Raw genomic sequence first — 15,501 nt, 5'->3', positions numbered from 1 at the left:
TCGTGCGGTGCGCTCATTCACCCCGCAAATGTCACATTTCGCTTGGAATGCGTGCGGCAAATGTGATCGCACACATTTCCCGCCGGAATGTATCAAGAAATGTATCCAAGCCCGTGCTTGGCCTCGTTCCCGACGGGGAGTCGTTCAGCCGCGCCAGGAAGCGTCTCAACCTCGCTCCTGGTTCTAGGCACGGTCCTTCTCCTCGCGCCGCGCGGCCGCAGCGGCCTCGCGCGCGGCGCGCTTGGCGGCGAGCGTGTAGTGGAGGTCGTTCCAGCGGTTGCCGTCGAACGCCGCGCCGGGCTCGGCCGCGTAGTCCGTCCGCAGCTCCGTCGTGCCGGTGCCGGGGCAGGACCAGAACCACGAGAAGTCTTCGCGGTCACGGAGTTCCTGCGGCTCCTTCCCCCGGTCTTTACCCCACTTGATGTTGGGTTTCGCGCGCAGGATTCCGGCACCCTTGCGGCCGCCGGATCGGAGTTCGGCCCGCATGAAAGGACGGATGTTGAGCCGCACGCCGTCGTTGATATCCGGATTCCAACCCGCAGGCTGCTCGGCGACCGTCTTCCAGCGCACAAAGATGTCGTAGGGCCGCTCGCCCTCCAGAATCTCCTCAAGCTGCGCGCGCAACTCCAGCGCCGCCACGAGACGGGCGTCGGCCCCGGCCAGTCCCTCGCGCTGCGCCTGCCGCTGCCGGGCGATCCAGTCGCTGAGATAGGAGTAGGTGACCGTCTCCAAGGTGCGGCGGCCCTCTCCGTCCGCCCCCGCCAGCCGGTGGTAGTTAACGAGCGCGTGAAAACCGTCCTTCCGCCCGTCCCAGATGTGCCAAATGAAGGGACGGTTGTGAAACAGCCTGCAATGCTCATAGAAGAAGCGGTCGCGGAGCCAGTCCTCCAGCGACGCGGGTGGTTTCTCGCTCGTGGCCGCGAGCAGCGCGCGCTCCGCGGACGGTGACCACTCGTCGTCGTAGGCGGCGGCCAGCAGTCTCCGTACCCGATCCGCCGCCGTCGCCTCTCCGCGAGTCGGCGACAGACAGACGATACCGTCGGCGTCCGCGAAGCGTGCGAACTCTTTGCAGTACTCGACGAGTTCGCGTTGCTCCTTCGCTAACCGCATCTCCGGATCGAGTTCCGCCGGCCACCGGTAGCCAAGAAGCCGCGCGACCGCCACTTGGAGGACAGTGTCGTCGATCCGCAGCGACCCCCGCACCGTCCACTTCTCCTCCTCATCCCAGACTACGCTCCCACCGGGGTCGCCGTGGAAGATCCATTGTGTCGGATCATCCGAATATGGTTCCGGCAGTCCATTCGGATATTTGTTTTCCGCGACCTGTTGCCACCGATCAAGGTCAAAGGGGATTTTGACGAGCGTGACATTCGTGACATTCAGTTTCTGGTCTATCTCACGCACTGTGGCAGCGTATTCCGGGGACGCACAGAAACACCACAGCCCAGGGAGGTGGCTCTCATCGCGCGGAGATATTACAGCCACGTTCTTATCAAATATGTCACCTGCATATAAAGCACACGGGAGTAAGCCCATTTGGCTTACGGCGATTCCGGTGCGCCCCCAAGCGATCCTTCCTGCCGGAATGGCTAGGCCGGTCTTGGCTCGATCCGCCAGCACTCCCCGCCCTCCTTGCCAGTAAACGACTTGCTCGCAACCTCCCCAAGGAAGTGTCTTTCTAACAGTACTCTGGAGAAACTGCCAGTCGTGGGAGAGGGGAAGAGAAGTCTCCCAAAAATTCGAGAAGAATCGAGGGGAATCCTTGCTGCCGAATCCATGCACGCCATGGGCCAACGACCGCATCAAGGCTGTATGACCAATAGGCCGCATCAGAATAACAGCATCGGGGTTGTCAAGTTGTTCCGCCTGGTTCGCGAGCACGACGGTGTCCACTCCGGCAAGAAGTTGGGCCTTGTCTTGCGCTTTGATGGGGCGTTGGCCTCGGGGACCAGATACATCGATGCCACCCATTTCCTGTTCGGGCCGCGGGCGGTTGGCGGAGAGGATGTTCAGCGCCACGTTGACAACGTGGCCCGTGATCGTCTCGAAGGCGCCCGGCCCTAGGCGGGCGACGACGTTCCAGGTGCGGTCTCTCAGCAGCCGTTCGCGCAGCTTTCGGTACGTTGTTAGGAACAGCCAGTTCTGCGGCGTAACCACAGCTTGCGTGCCGTGCTCACCGAGCCAGCGGAAGAATCGCGACACGAAGGCGGTGGCGATGTCGCCCTTCGCGTCAGCGTGGTGGGATTCACAAAAGCGTCTCAGTTGTTCGGACTGTTTTCCCCGGGCAAGGTAGGGGACGTTCGTGATGACGAGTGTATAGGTGTCGCCCAATAGTTGTGCCGCGTGGGCCATCCCGCGCGCGGCAATGGCGCGCTCGGTGAGATCGGGGTCCGGTACGTCGCGAGCGAGGATCTCGGAGAGAAGCGGGCGGAGCGTCCCGTAGTCGGTTCGGAAGACATCGCCTTGTCCAGACGAAGCGCGAGGGTCGATCAGCGAGCCGAGGACGGGTGCCTGCTCGAAGAGGGCGTGTAGCTCCCCTAGGCTCTCTCGAACAGGTGCGGAGAGGAGGTTGTCCTCTGGACCCAGCAGGTCACGATCCGCCGGAATCCCTCCCGCCATAGCGACCGCATCAGCAAGATGGAGCCACTCTTCGCGCGTAGAGTTGGGTGCGAGCCCGGAACAGGCGATCTGTGGCGGCGGAAGTTCGATTGGATCGCCGATCAGCTTCCAAGCAGCGAGGGCGACGTTGAACGCCGCGATCTGGGTGCACCGCGGGTCGAGTTCGAGGCCGAACAAGTTGTCGCGGAGAACCGCGCGCACGGCATCGGCGACGGCGAGCGATTCCTCCTCCATGCGCAGCCGCACGAGGAGATGGAAGGTCTCGACGAGGAAATGCCCGCTCCCGCAGCAGGGGTCGAGGACGCGGAGTTTCGCAGCGGTTCGGGGCCAGCGCTCAAAGGATCCCGCGGCCGGGCGCCACGGCCCTGTCGGCGTGTCTTCCTCTTCGCCCTCCAGCGCTTTGCGCACGAACCGGAGGTAGGAGAAATCGTACCCGCCTCCCGTGCGCAGCCGTACCGCCTCGCGAAGCTGATCCTCGGTCTTGGCCTCCCGCGTCAAGCCGGGCATCCGCGCCAGCACCTGCCCCGCCCGCCACGCCCCGATGGTGTTGTGGAGGAGGAAGAGCACCATGTAGCGCTCGGTGAACAGCTGCGTGACGGCAGGCAGTTCGTCCGCCCCGATCTTGACCCCGCTCTTGTTGACCGCGTCCTTCCGCTCGGCCTGCCAGTACTGGTACGTCCACCCAAGCGAGTCGTCCGCCGTGAAGACGGCGGCGGGCAGGTGCGCGAGCAGTTTGCGAAGGGTCTGGTTGGTCTCCGGCGGAAGCTGAACCGCAAGCACGGGATCGCCTGGCCTGAAGATCTCGGGCAGCATGCCGGACGCCCACCGCCCAGCTGCCTCCCAGGGGTCTTCTCCCCGCTCGCTCGCGAGTTCCTCGCACTCCGACAGCGACACGGGCACGCCGGACTCAGGCTCGATCAGGAGTTCGTTCTCGGCCAGGAACCTCGCGAAGAGCATGCGGTGCCAGTGCTCGTACGCAGTCTCGTGCACGAGCCGGTCAATCTCCTGCTCTCGGGTCCGGGCATTACGCCGGTCGCCAAGCTGCCGCCCGTGCGCGCGGAGCCGTCGCCGCAACTGACGCTCCGTCTCCATCATGCTTGGGTGCGCTTGGCCAGCTCCCACGGCCAACGCGGCCACCGCCTTCCGGGCACCGTCCTCCCCGGTCCGCCGGGCTCTCTGAATCGCCCGCGCAAGCTGGCTTCGGAGGTCCGTGCGAACATGTCTGGTCATGGCGGCAGGTTGCCCGCCAAGTCATCCCCGTGCAGCATGGCTGGGATCGCCGTCAGAGCAATCATGCAGAACGAGGAATCCGTCATGGTCATCGACCGTCTGATCTTCCCGGTCGCTCTTGAAGCTCTCTCCGTGCAGGCCGACCCAGCACAGGACGCCGGCAACGCAACAGGCGATCCAGTGAGTCTGGTCTGGGCCGGCGCGGTCCTTCTTGTCATCGTCTTGATCGGGCTCCCGGTCCTAGCCACGGTCGTCGGGCATAAGCGCAAAGCGGATGAAGGTGCCGCGGAGACACCCTTGAAGGGTCTCGGTCTCCCGGAGGGGTCGGTACGGAGCATGCTTGCGCTCATGACGGTGGGGACCTTCGTCGTCGTAGCGACGTTCGGCCAACGAGGTCTCGGGCCCGCGTACGAGAGCGTCTTGACGACTCTGGCGACACTGGCGGGGCCCGTCCTTGGCTTCTACTTCGGTAGCCGCGGATCGGGTGGAACCGGCAACAAGGGGTAGAGCGGGTATCCCATCGACTGGACGGCCGCGGCCGTCGGCGAAGACCATGTAGGAAGGAGCGCGCGTGGTGGTCATCTCGCCTCACGCGGCCTCGATGAGCCCAGCAAGCTCGTCGAATAGGCGTTTGCAGTGTCGACAGCGATCCCGCACAGTGGCGGGGTCGATTGCCGCTAACAGGTCGCTCGCGTGTCGGATCTTGTGGTAGACGCCCTTTGTCGTACCTGCGGTCGCCTCCCTTAGGCCGACAGCAACTCGTTCCTTCGGTTCCTTCTCGAGATCGGTCTGGCGAGGCAGCTTCCTCGTGCGGAACCCCTGACCGTAAAACGTTGCCAAGCGCTCCGGATCAGCAACGATCCAAGTCTCCATGGTCTGCACCATGAGATGCAGCCGCGAGTCGGACGCTCCGCTCAGATCCCACGGATCGCGCGCCCGCAGGTGCTCCCGCGGTTTCTTCGTGACAGGCCCTTCGGCATCGACCAGAAGCATGTTGACCGCTTCGGGCTCGGCTGTGACAGCGTTCTTGAAGCCACGAAACGCGGCGTCGCGCGAACCACACGGGACGAGCTTCCAGCGCAGTTCCTTACGTCTCGCCGCCTGCTTGAGCGAACGGAGGAAGGTGTCCATTCCCCGGCGAAGGGCGGCCCGGCTCCCGCTGTGGTCTCCGCCACCTTCCATATAGATCGCGATGCCAGTCACGGATTGGCTCCGAGTTCTCCCATTCGCCAGAGATCCCCGAGACGGTAATCGTCAAGCCAGGTGGTGAGCTTCTCGGGGTCCAAGCGGTGGAGCACTGTGGCTGCCCCCGGGCGTTCGCAGGCGATCACGGCGTCAGGCTGGCTGCTTAGGGCCGACACGAGGGTGTCGGAGTGCGTGGTGACGATGAGTTGCATCCTCTGCGACGCCTCGGCCAGCACATCCGCCAGGAGTGCGACAGAGTCCGGGTGAAGCCCGAGTTCCGGTTCCTCGATGCACAGCAGGCGCGGGGGTGTTGGGACGTGTAGAGCGGCCAGGAGGGCCACGAAGCGGAGTGTACCGTCCGAGAGCCGAGTGGCCGGAATGGGTTTCCCAAAGCCGGTCTCGTGGAGGTAGAACTGCACCGTGCCGCCGGATATATGCGTCGACAAGCGTTCGAAGCGGGGGAAGAACCGCTTCACGAGTGCGCTGACACGGGTGTCCCCGACGTGTTCGATCTGGTTCAGGACCAACGCCAGGTTACTGCAGTCCGGGAGCAGCCTGTCGGTCGGAAGGTCAGCCTGCTGCGGCCTGCGCACCGGCGCGTGCTGTCCGAACGTCCACTCGCGCGCGAATTGGAAGTCGCCGAATGTCTCGCCTACCCATGTGATTTCGGGGTATTGGTCGGGATCCTTGCGCTGCGCGAGCACCGACTGATCCAGCTTCACCTTCGACGCGACGAGCGGTCTGCGGGATCCTCTCGCCGGCTTTCTTTTCGGGGAGATGACCGGACGGCCACCGTGGAAGCTGTAGTAGACGAACGCCTTTTCTTTTGGATTCGGCCGCAGTTCCTCGATGGCTTCATCGACAAGTTCCAAGCGGGAGCCGGAAACGGCGAACTCCAAGCGGTAGCGTATTGCTCGACCCGTGGGCGTGCCGCCATCCAGCACGACCTCAATCAGCGCGGACGCCGCACGGGGCTCGCCCTTCCACACCCAGGCGTCGGGTCCGCCACCCACCCGCACCGCGTCGCGGAGGTTGACCGGCGTCGCGGAGAGCAGCTGGAGTGTCTCGATCACGTTGGTCTTGCCCGAGCCGTTGGGTCCGATCAGGACGTTCAGGGTCTGTAGATCGAATGGTTTCGAGTCGGGGGCGAACGACAGGACGCCATCGAGGCGCAACTTCCGGAGTACCGGAGGCACTGACTCCGGCCGTTCGGACGATGCACGCTTCCCGCGTCTCGGGCCTGCGCCCGCCCTGAGATCGCCATCGGGGCCGGCGTGGAATCTCATTCGACGAGCACCGGTCCGTTGCGGACCGCCTGCGTAAGCTTGCGTTCGTGTTCGTCGAGCCACTCTCTCACGGCGGCTTCGTCCTGCAGCGTGCCGCGACGGAGGGTGACGGACGGCATGGGCTCTTCGGGGGACAGGCGGCGAGCGGCCTCGGCAAGCGCCTTGACGGCACGGGCGGGCACCGCGTCGATGTCCGACCGCCAGGCGGAGAGGCGACCAGCGTCTAGGGCCTGTCTCAGCGCCTCGCTGGTGTCCAGCGGCAGCGGGTTCGGGACGGCCAGCCCGGCGTCTCGCCGGATCTCGTCGCGTGCGCCTTCATCGAGTTGGGTCCAGGTCGCGTCCCCGGCCAGCCGGTTCGTCTCAACCGCAACCGCCCGAGCTAGGTCCTTGCGGCGTTCGGCGAGTGCGGCGCGAAGGCCGGAGGCGAGTTTCGCCACGCACGGCGAGATGTGATCGGTGTCGTCGAGGAGCGAGCGCTGCGACAGGATCGCGTCGAGTTGCGCCCGCACCTGTTCGGCGACGGCCAGTTCGCTGGCGGCGTGGCGGTGCAGGGCGGTGGCCAGTGCCCAGAGCGGATGCCGCCCCCGGGCGCGCTCCGCGAGATCCCGCCAGTGCGCGAGCGCCTTCTCGATTTCGTCTTTCTCGTTGAAGACCGCGAGCAGCTGCTCGTTGCCGGTGAGGAGTCCCAAGTCCTCCAGCCACGCGGGCCTGGGCGCGGCGGGCAGCGGGGCCTCGCCGCCCGCTTCGGAGGCGAGTTTGCGGAGCGCCGCGAGGAAGTCGGCCGCACGCGAGGCTTCCTCTCCGCTCTTGGCCGGGACGCCGGCAAGCCGGTAAAGCCTGCGGATCCTGGTGCGCCGTGCCACCGCAATCCGGACCTTCTCGGGCCGGAAGTCCGTCGCGTTGATCGTCTTCTGGTCGAGTTGCCCGGTCCCTAGCGGTCGGCCGTTGCGCGTGGCCTTGAGGTGGTCGCCGCCGTGCAGGGCGACGAGCGCGGCGTCGATGGCGTCCTGCGGCCAGCCGTACGGCGCGGCCGTCAACTTCTTGCGGACCGCGCCGCCGCGGTTGCCGGCGCCGACCGCGTCCAGCACGGCGCGGGCCACGGGGTGCCCCGCCACGTCCTCGTTCCAGCCGACGATCCCAAACGGTTGGTCACTCCCATCGCGCGCCCGCTTGAGCGCCACGCCCCAGGAGCGGTGATCAGAGTCCGGGAACCGCGGATAGAGCCGGGCCAGCGATGCGTCGATCCCCGCCTCGAGGCGGTCGCGGAGACGTTCACCGTGGAGTTCGCCCCCGCCGCCCTGCAGCACGCGCGCGGCGCGGATGATCTCGCGCACGATCCCGGCGCGGGCGGCTTCCGCCGCGCCGAGCCGGCTCTTCATGCTCTCGCACGCCTCCTGCCCCTCCATGGAATCGGGTACGCCGCGCTCGTCCAGCACGCGGCGCGCGGCTTCGAACTCCACGATGTGGGTCCGGAGCTGGTCGGCGCTCTGTTTCGGCAGGTGCACGTGGAGGACCGGATCCTCCATCCCCCGCCGCCTTGCCTCGCCTTGTGCGTCCGCCCAGGAGCACGACCACTCGTCCCGCAGCCAGATCCGGACTGCGTCGCCCTCCCCGGCGTCCGGTTCGGTGGTGGCGTGCAGCGCGAGCTTGCGGGGCAGCTTCGCCTCTCCGTGACGCAGGCGAATCCCCGACACGACCTCCTGCACCGCGCCGCCCAGCAACTGCTCGCGGAGGCGGGCGATGTCCACCTCCTGCCGCGACAGGGCGGTACGCCGCTCCCGGAAGGCCCGTTCCCAGTCCGCCCCCGCCGTCGTCTGGAGCCGGTATTCCCGGGCCACCTTGAGGAGGACGCCCTCGGAGGCCATTGCTTCCAGCGTCTCGGATACCCGGTTGCGGAACGGACCGGAATCCGCCGACACGTCGTCCACCAGGAGATCGGCGAGCGTGGACGCGTCGGCCCGCACGCCGAGGTCCGCGGCCCCCTCGCGCGGCAGCTTTCCGATCAGGAAGACGACTCCGCACAGGTCGCGGCGCAGCGCGCCCTCCGGCGTGACGTTGTCGGCGAGCTTGGCGATCCGCGTGTGGATCTCGTTCGGCAGGACACCCGAGTTGACGAGGTCCGGGGCCAGCGCCCGGTAGAGATCGCTGGCGGGGATGACGGCTCCCAGCTCCCGGCGCGCGATGTCCCGCAGCGAGTCGTGCAGGATGCGGAGCTGCGACCGGAGCTGGCCCTGGGTGCCGGCCCGGTCCGCCGCCTGGAAGCACGCCTCCCAGAACCGGCGCCGCGTCCGCAGCAGGGGATAGTCCGGCGCGCCGTAGCGCTCGTCCTCGGGGCGGGCCGCCAGCTTCGTGCCCTGGACGTGTCGTGATACCTCCCCGGCGTTCGATTCGAGCATCTCGGTGATGGCCGGAAGCGCGCTCGCCTTCTTGTGGAGCAGCACATGGCGGGTGACGACCTCCACTTCGGCGTCCGACAGCTGCACGGCGACGCGAAAGCGGTCGCTCAGCCACGCCAGGGCGGGAACTCCGGCCGAGAGCGCGGACTGGCCCGAAGCGACAAGCAGGACGCGGCTCGAGAACTGCGTCTGCAGCGCCTCGGCGAGTTCCGTGATCGAGGCCGACCGGTCCTGCACCTCGCTGATGTACTGCTGCACCTCGTCCAGCACGAGGATGGTGAGGGGGATGTCGCCGTCGGGAGCCAGGCCCTGTTTCGCCGCGGCCACGAACTGCTCGGTGGTGATGTCCGTCCTGGGTGGCGGGAACTGGCTCGCGAGCAACTGCCCCACCGCCTTCACATCCGTTGCGAAGTCCGGCTTGGCGGCGAGGATCTCCTTCGCGAGGACCGGACTCACGTACAGGTTGTTGAGTTCGCCCGCCCACTTTCGGCCCGCCTCCTCTACGGCGCCGCGCACGCGGTCGAGCAGCCCTTCCTCGCGCAGCCAGAAGCAGAACCGCGCCTGCGGGTACTGCGTCGGCCATCCGCACGCCCGCAGCAGGACGGAGAGGACGGTGAGCCGGACGTGATCCACATTCCCGCCGAGGAGCGATCCCGCCGCCGCGACCGCCGGCCGGCCCGTTCGCTTCGCATGCACGTCGAGTTCCCGCAACGCGGCCTCGACCCCCGGCGGGAGTCCGCGCGGCACCAACCCGCGAGCCGTCGCACCGTCCTCGAACGTCGTATTGGTCCACAAATGGGCCAGCATCTTGAGCAGGTGCGACTTGCCGCTCCCGAAAAACCCGCTGACCCATGCGGAGTCCTGCCGCGAACGGTCGAGGTTGGCGTTATATCGCTCGATAATCCGCTGCAATGCGTCGGCGAACTGGCCTTGGCAGACGAAGGTCTCCAGCTCCGCGCGCAACTCCGCCACGACCTTGACGTCCTCGCCGGAGGTCAGCCGCGCCTGCCCGCTATTCGCCAGCGGCGTCCGCAGTGGATCCCGGTCCAGCAGTTCGCGAATTTTCACTCGGTCAGTTCCAGGTACGGGGCTGTCTGATCATCGTTGTCCTTCGCTCGCTTCGGTCATCGAGTCAGGGCACCCACGCTTCGTGCAAGGTGATCGGCTGGGCGAGATAGTTCCAGCCGTCGCGCGCGTCCAGGAGCCGGTAGTTGTTCTCGTTCTTCGTACCGGGGAAGAAAACGAGCAGTCGGCCCCGAACCGAAGGCTCCACGGCCCGTATCAACTCGGAGACGCGCAGGAAGCCGTAAAGCGACGCGATGCCGAGGAGCGCGACGACTGTCTCGTCGTCCGCCGCTTCCAGGGCTCGGCGGAGCCGGTCTTCCGCCGACTCGCGAAAACCTCCCTCCAGATTCATGCCGAGGAGTTCCGGAGCCTGGAAGTACGAGTCGCGGTATTCGTCCGCCCCCATCCACTCGGCGAACCACGGCGTCGCGTCTATAAGAGTCCATTCGTGGCCGGTTCTCCGGGTCGCCTCGTCGAACTCGCTCAGGCGAGCGCGGAGCAGGCGCTCCTTCTCCTTGGGATACACGGCCAGCATCACCCGCTGGGCTCCGGCCATGGTCCGCTGCCACGCCACGCCGACATGCCGCTCGTAGACCCTGGCGAGTTTCTCGATCTGGCTCATGGGCGCGCTTCCGTCTCGGTTCTCCCGGGTGCGACAGATGCATGATCGCGAACGCGTTGCGCAACCAGCGCGACGATCACCGCTCGACCGCCGGGTCGAGGCGGCGCGTGTCGATCTCCACCACGCTGCCGGCCGCGCGCGCGTGAATCAAGCCGTGTCTACGAGCCTCCAGCGCGAGATCCAGCATCGTCGGACCGGCCAGGTCGAGGACTGCGGCCCAGTCGGAGTCGAGCAGCGAGAGTCCGGCGAGGCCCTGAAGCTCTCCCAGCCACAGCGCCATCGCGGCGGCTCCCGGCGTGGTGGCGACGCGCCTCCGGCGCTTCCGCCTGTGTCCCTTGAGATGACCGGACTGGGTCCACGAACTCGCGGCTCGGCTGGCCACGGAGTCCACCACGGAGTCGTTGAGGCGTGCGCCCACCGCGACCCGGATCACGGCCGAGAACGGAGCTCGCAGCAGTTCCTCTCCGTCTCCGAGCGAGAGCACATGAGCCGCCGTCGAGCGGAGGAGGGGATCGCGCGCGAGCGTGCACATCAGCGCCACTAACGGGCGTCCCGCCGGATCGGCCTCCCACAGCCTCCTCAGGACCCGAAACAGCGGCAACCCGGGATCAAGACCGTACAGGTTGGTCAGATACTTGCGAGAAACGTTGCGGGTCACCCACGTCGGTTTCCCGAGTGCGTTCTCCTCCACGATTGCGGCACCGTACTCGTCCCGCTCCGCGTCCGGCGGGACGACCGCCAGCAACTCCGCCAGCTCCCGCAGCATCATGGTCCGGGCGCTGTGCGTGCCCCGGGCGCCGAAGCGGAAGCCCGCCCTCTGAAGCGCCGCGGTGGGGGCCAGCTGGGAGAACATGGGGTTTGTCATGGCCGCGCAACGTGACGGCCCACCCTCACACCGTCAAACGCCCCGACGGCAGATTCCCCGTTGAAGGAGGTCGTCGACACGGATGGCGCGACACCCGAGGATTCGATGAAATGAATCATGATTCGCAGGCGCGCCGGGAATCATTCATTCTAGCGTTCATTTCAGCCGGTCGCGCGGGGGGATTCCCCGCCGCTCAGCGGTCGTGCCGCCGGCGGAGGGCGTCGCGCCTCTGGCGGTAGGGGGCGTAGACGCGCTCGTCGTCGCCGCCGCGGAGGTGGCTGCGCGGGTCGGAAAACCCCGTCAGATGCACGGTGACCTCGTCCACCACGAGGGCGCCTCCGATAACCCCGTCCGCCACGATCCCCACGTCGCGGCCGAGGCCCACGGCGGGGTAGTCGTCGAACGATCCCGCGCGCAGCCGCTCGAGGAAGTCGCGCGCTCCGGAGAGGGGCGCCGCTTTCGCGGCGTCCGCCCGCCGTCCCAGCGCGTCCACCGCGTAGCTGCGGACGAGCTTGGGGAGGAACGCGGCCAGCGTCCCCGGCCGGTCGAACACGTCCAGGCCGTAGCGGTGCTCGCCCACGGCGAAGATGGCGCCGACCTGGTCCGGGGCGGGGGTCACGTCCCGCACGTAGTCGTTCAGCGTCCTCTCGTGGCGATCGAAGATCTCGCTCATCGCTCCGGTCTCGGAGGGGGCGGACATCGCGGCGGCCGTCTCATCGATGGAACTCCACACCCGGCCCTGATCGGAACGCCGCGTGCCCGTCGTGCGCATCGACGCCTGCACGCTCCGGTAGCGCTCGGCCCGCCCGCTCGCGTAGTGCATGCGCTCGGACACCGCGAAGTCGGGGCGGTCGTAGGACCACCGGCCGGCCTCCACGCACGAGACGGGGATGATCGTCGTCTTCCCGGCCGCGACGAGCAGGGTGAGGTTGGCGACCCGGTTCTGCTTGGCGCCGACCAGTTCCTCGCCGTCGACGATGAGCACGGGACGGTCCGCGCGGTTCTCGACCGCGAGGTCGGGCACGCTCCCGCCCTGCGAGACCTCGCGCACCGACACGAGTCCCTCCTTCAGCCCGTCCGCGAGCAGCAGGTAGTCGAGGGAAGGGCGCTCCTTCGCCGTGAGAGGGAAGACGGTGAGCCCCCCGTGGAAGGCCGGTTCTCCGATGCCGAGATTCGAAATGGCGGTCTTGACTTGGTCCATGGGTCCACTCCTCGTATATTGTCAGTGATGATACGATGTTGACAGTAACGCGGAGTCTCGGATAAGTCAACAGTAGTCATCGGTACACGACACGAGTCGTCACGCAAGGAAGGGACCGGCACCATGGGCGGCCATACGGTCGGGGAACTGGAACGCGACACGGGCTTCAGCCGCAGGACCATCGCCTACTACGTGCAGCTGGGACTGCTGCCCAGAGTCGGGCGGCTGGGGCCGAAGACCCGCTATCCCGAGCAGGTCCGGGACCGCCTGCGCTTCATCCGGCGGGTGCGGGAGGCGCAGGAGGCCGGGAAGGTGCCCCCCGTCTCCCTGAGCGACATCGGGGACGTGTTCGAGCGCGCATCACCGAGACTGATCTCAACCGTCGCGGACGGACGAACGCCGGTGACCCCGGAGATCTTCTCCCCGTCGCCACCCGGGCTGTCCTCTCCATTGCGTCGCCGCGCCACGCTGCAGGACCGCCTGGAGGTGCGGGAGGTCAGGGAGGCGTCGGCTCCCTATCCACAGGCCCCGCTGGGCGACCCGTTCGAGCGATACGATGCGGACTCCGTCGCGTTTTTCGCGCCCCCTTCGGGCGCACTCCGCGAGCGCGAACCGCGGGCGTACAGCCAGCCGCGGGAGGCAGGGCACCGCGACGACCCCGAACTTGCCGAGTTGCTCGCCACCGTGGAGGAGGCGGCGGAGTTGCTCGAGACTTTGGGACGGAAGCTCCGCCGACTGCTCCGGAGCGGTCAGGACTCGATGTTGTAGAAGCTCTCGACCGGGGGCGGGGTCGCGGGGACGGGATCGGATTCGAGGGTCTCGCGCAGCCTCGGCGACCACCGGGCGGCGGTGAGCCGGCGCAGGCCCGAGGCGCGTTCCGCCATGGCCGCGACGAGCCGGGTCGCGCGGTCGAGGCGTTCGGTGATCTCCTCCTGGATCGGCTCGAGGCTCCAGTCGCCGCGCTCCATCACGTGCCCGAGGGCGATGCCGTCCGAGCGGGGGAGGATCCCGATCCGGCCGCCGCCCGGCGGGCTCCCCTCGAGGCTGTAGTCGAGTTCGGGCTGGGGAGGGAGGAAGGTGAGCTGGCCCTTGATGGGCGTCAGCGTCTCGTCCCCGAACAGGACCCGCGAGCCGAGCCCCGTGCAGTTGGCGATGAGCGCTTCGTCGAGCGACATGAGATCCCGAGGCGTGCCGAAGTCGCGGATGCGCACCCGCCCGCCGAAGAGGAGAAACTCCTCCATCAGCCGATCGAGGTAGATCGAGGGTTCGATGCGGAGCGTCGGCCGGCGGAGCCCGTAGGTGCCGGGGAAGGGGTGTTCTCCCGGCTGCAGCACCGTCGCCTCTACATCGAGACCGGGGTCGAGGCCGCTCTCGACCTCCGCCAGTCCCGAATCTTCGCTCGCCGGACCCGCGAGGCGGTTCCTCCACGTGTACGTCGTCAGCCACGACACACCGCGTCCCGCCCCGGCGAGCAACTGGAGTTGCCTGTAGGAGGCGCGGACGGCTCGGTCGAACTGCCCGTCGAAGGCCGGGGTCCGTTCCGGGGCCGAAACGAGATTCGAGAGGGGCGAGAACCCGGCGTACGCCATGTTGGAGGTCGTGTCGGGCGGGAGGGCGCGCGCATGGATGGTGACGTCGAAGCCGCGCCGCTGGAGCTGCCGCGCGGTGGCGAGGCCGACGGCGCCGGCTCCGATGACGGCCGCCTGCCGGGAGGCGTGAGGCTCGGCCAGCTCGGCCACGAGGAGGCCCGTCCCCCACGAGAGAGAGATGCCCGCGCCGCCGTGCCCGTAGTTGTGGATCACGGTCTTGTCGTCCAGCCGCTCGGCGGCCACGCGGAAGCCCGCTGGACGGAAGGGTCGAAGCCCCACGGTGGTCCGGATGACACGATCGGGTGAGACGCGGAGGAGGGGGAAGGCCGGCGCGGCCGCGGCCGGCGGATAGCGACGCCAGGCGCCGGAGCAGCCCCCGAGCCCACCACTCAGGGCGGCCGCCCCTACGGTCTTGATCAGCGTCCGACGGTTCACTCGGCCTCGCCTTCGCCTTCGCCACTTCGGTTGTGCCCGCGAAAACTGGCGCGAGCCACCCCGATCGGCCAGACGCGCCGTCGGATGTCGGTTAGTGCTACAGGTCTTCGGCGAGACGGCGAAGGGCGGCCGTGGCGACCTTGTCCGGCGGTCGGCCGGGGGCCGGCGCGGGGTCGCCGGCGGGAGTCGGAAGAGCCCCGAACGCGGAGCCGAAGAAGACCGCCCAGCCCATCGCGCGCACGACCAGGACTTCGGGCGCGCCGTACGATGCCAGACACGCGGTCCGCGCCTGGCGGTCTTCGAACAGCATCCACACGGCGGCGAGATCCGTCGCCACGTCGCCCGCCGCGAGGTCTCCCCAGTCGATGACCCCGGTGAGGATCCCGCCGCGGACGATGAGATTGGACGGGTGCAGGTCTCCGTGCAGCCACCGGCACGCCCTGTCGGTCGGTGCGGCGACGGCGCGCCGCCACGCGCGGAGGAGCTCCGGAGTCACGAGGTCGGTACGGTCGCTCAGCCTCGCGAGCCGGCCTTCGACGTCCCCGGCCCGATCCCTCAACGGGGTCCCGCGGAAGGGGTTCGTCGGCGCTCCGGGCGAGGCGATGGTGTGCAGCGCCGCAAGGAAGTCCGCGACGCGCGACCCCTCGGCGACTCCAAGAGGCTCGGCGTCCGCCGTCGTGCCGGGAATCCACGGGACAACACTCCAGGGCCAGGGGAACTCCGCCCCGGGCACCCCGACCCGAAGCGGAACGGGGACCGCCACCGGCAACTGGCGGGCGAGCGACGGAAGCCAGGTCTGCTCCTTGATCGCGAGTCCGATGGCCTCGCGCCGGCGCGGCAGCCGCACCGCGAGGTCGTCGCCGAGCCGGTAGGTGACGTTGTCCCACCCCGAGTGACGCTCGTGGATGGGCAGATCCGCCAGGTCGGGGTGCTGGGCCCGCAACAGATCCGCCACCAGCCGCTCATCGATCCGGAGTTTGGGTTCCGCCACTCCCGGGCTCGGCACGT

The 15,501-nt window shown here is 67.9% G+C and carries 11 protein-coding genes; 2 read left to right on the top strand and 9 right to left on the bottom strand.

Annotated elements, in window-relative coordinates; genetic code table 11:
* Window positions 1-183: 183 nt before the first annotated feature.
* Complete coding sequence (locus ACPXY0_RS12815; protein ID WP_423925145.1) at window positions 184-3,609, bottom strand: N-6 DNA methylase; 3,426 nt, start codon at window positions 3,607-3,609, stop codon at window positions 184-186.
* Between the two features lie 303 nt (window positions 3,610-3,912).
* On the opposite strand from ACPXY0_RS12815, the gene ACPXY0_RS12810 reads away from it, so the two are divergent.
* Window positions 3,913-4,356 (top strand): hypothetical protein, encoded by a 444-nt coding sequence (locus ACPXY0_RS12810; protein WP_423925143.1) that lies wholly within the window; start codon window positions 3,913-3,915, stop codon window positions 4,354-4,356.
* Window positions 4,357-4,437: 81 nt separating this feature from the next.
* On the opposite strand, the gene ACPXY0_RS12805 is transcribed toward ACPXY0_RS12810, so the two are convergent.
* The 6 genes from ACPXY0_RS12805 to ACPXY0_RS12780 form a co-directional block, all read right to left on the bottom strand.
* Window positions 4,438-5,052: a DUF4276 family protein gene (locus tag ACPXY0_RS12805; protein ID WP_423925141.1), complete on the bottom strand. Its 615-nt coding sequence runs from the start codon at window positions 5,050-5,052 to the stop codon at window positions 4,438-4,440.
* The gene (locus ACPXY0_RS12800) at window positions 5,049-6,230 is read right to left on the bottom strand and encodes an AAA family ATPase (RefSeq protein ID WP_423925139.1); all 1,182 of its coding nucleotides are present in this window, start codon (window positions 6,228-6,230) and stop codon (window positions 5,049-5,051) included. The genes ACPXY0_RS12805 and ACPXY0_RS12800 overlap by 4 nt, the downstream gene beginning before the upstream one ends.
* A gap of 86 nt (window positions 6,231-6,316) precedes the next feature.
* Window positions 6,317-9,784, bottom strand: coding sequence for a BREX system P-loop protein BrxC (brxC, locus tag ACPXY0_RS12795; protein ID WP_423925137.1), 3,468 nt, complete (start codon window positions 9,782-9,784; stop codon window positions 6,317-6,319).
* 64 nt (window positions 9,785-9,848) lie between these two features.
* The gene (locus ACPXY0_RS12790) at window positions 9,849-10,403 is read right to left on the bottom strand and encodes a BREX protein BrxB domain-containing protein (protein WP_423925135.1); all 555 of its coding nucleotides are present in this window, start codon (window positions 10,401-10,403) and stop codon (window positions 9,849-9,851) included.
* Between the two features lie 76 nt (window positions 10,404-10,479).
* On the bottom strand, window positions 10,480-11,268 hold the full coding sequence (locus ACPXY0_RS12785) for a hypothetical protein (protein ID WP_423925133.1): 789 nt from the start codon (window positions 11,266-11,268) through the stop codon (window positions 10,480-10,482).
* A gap of 193 nt (window positions 11,269-11,461) precedes the next feature.
* On the bottom strand, window positions 11,462-12,469 hold the full coding sequence (locus ACPXY0_RS12780; protein ID WP_423925131.1) for an ARPP-1 family domain-containing protein: 1,008 nt from the start codon (window positions 12,467-12,469) through the stop codon (window positions 11,462-11,464).
* A gap of 123 nt (window positions 12,470-12,592) precedes the next feature.
* On the opposite strand from ACPXY0_RS12780, the gene ACPXY0_RS12775 reads away from it, so the two are divergent.
* Window positions 12,593-13,237 (top strand): MerR family transcriptional regulator, encoded by a 645-nt coding sequence (locus ACPXY0_RS12775; RefSeq protein WP_423925129.1) that lies wholly within the window; start codon window positions 12,593-12,595, stop codon window positions 13,235-13,237.
* On the opposite strand, the gene ACPXY0_RS12770 is transcribed toward ACPXY0_RS12775, so the two are convergent.
* The gene (locus ACPXY0_RS12770) at window positions 13,219-14,493 is read right to left on the bottom strand and encodes an FAD-dependent oxidoreductase (RefSeq protein ID WP_423925127.1); all 1,275 of its coding nucleotides are present in this window, start codon (window positions 14,491-14,493) and stop codon (window positions 13,219-13,221) included. The genes ACPXY0_RS12775 and ACPXY0_RS12770 overlap by 19 nt on opposite strands.
* Before the next feature lie 97 nt (window positions 14,494-14,590).
* A complete protein-coding gene (locus tag ACPXY0_RS12765; protein ID WP_423925125.1) occupies window positions 14,591-15,484 on the bottom strand; it encodes an aminoglycoside phosphotransferase family protein in 894 nt (297 codons plus the stop codon).
* Between the last annotated feature and the right edge of the window lie 17 nt (window positions 15,485-15,501).

The sequence above is a fragment of the Candidatus Palauibacter sp. genome (assembly GCF_965237495.1).
In the GTDB taxonomy this organism is placed as follows: Bacteria; Gemmatimonadota; Gemmatimonadetes; order Palauibacterales; family Palauibacteraceae; genus Palauibacter.
Note: the sequence above shows the minus strand (reverse complement) of the source record. Positions and strands in the feature narration are given on the sequence as shown.

Excerpts from the sequence above, each read along its gene's own strand:
- ACPXY0_RS12780 (WP_423925131.1), bottom strand. The coding sequence starts at position 12,469 with ATGGACCAAGTCAAGACCGCCATTTCGAATCTCGGCATCGGAGAACCG.
- ACPXY0_RS12775 (WP_423925129.1), top strand. The coding sequence starts at position 12,593 with ATGGGCGGCCATACGGTCGGGGAACTGGAACGCGACACGGGCTTCAGC.
- ACPXY0_RS12810 (WP_423925143.1), top strand. The coding sequence starts at position 3,913 with ATGCAGAACGAGGAATCCGTCATGGTCATCGACCGTCTGATCTTCCCG.
- ACPXY0_RS12785 (WP_423925133.1), bottom strand. The coding sequence starts at position 11,268 with ATGACAAACCCCATGTTCTCCCAGCTGGCCCCCACCGCGGCGCTTCAG.
- ACPXY0_RS12790 (WP_423925135.1), bottom strand. The coding sequence starts at position 10,403 with ATGAGCCAGATCGAGAAACTCGCCAGGGTCTACGAGCGGCATGTCGGC.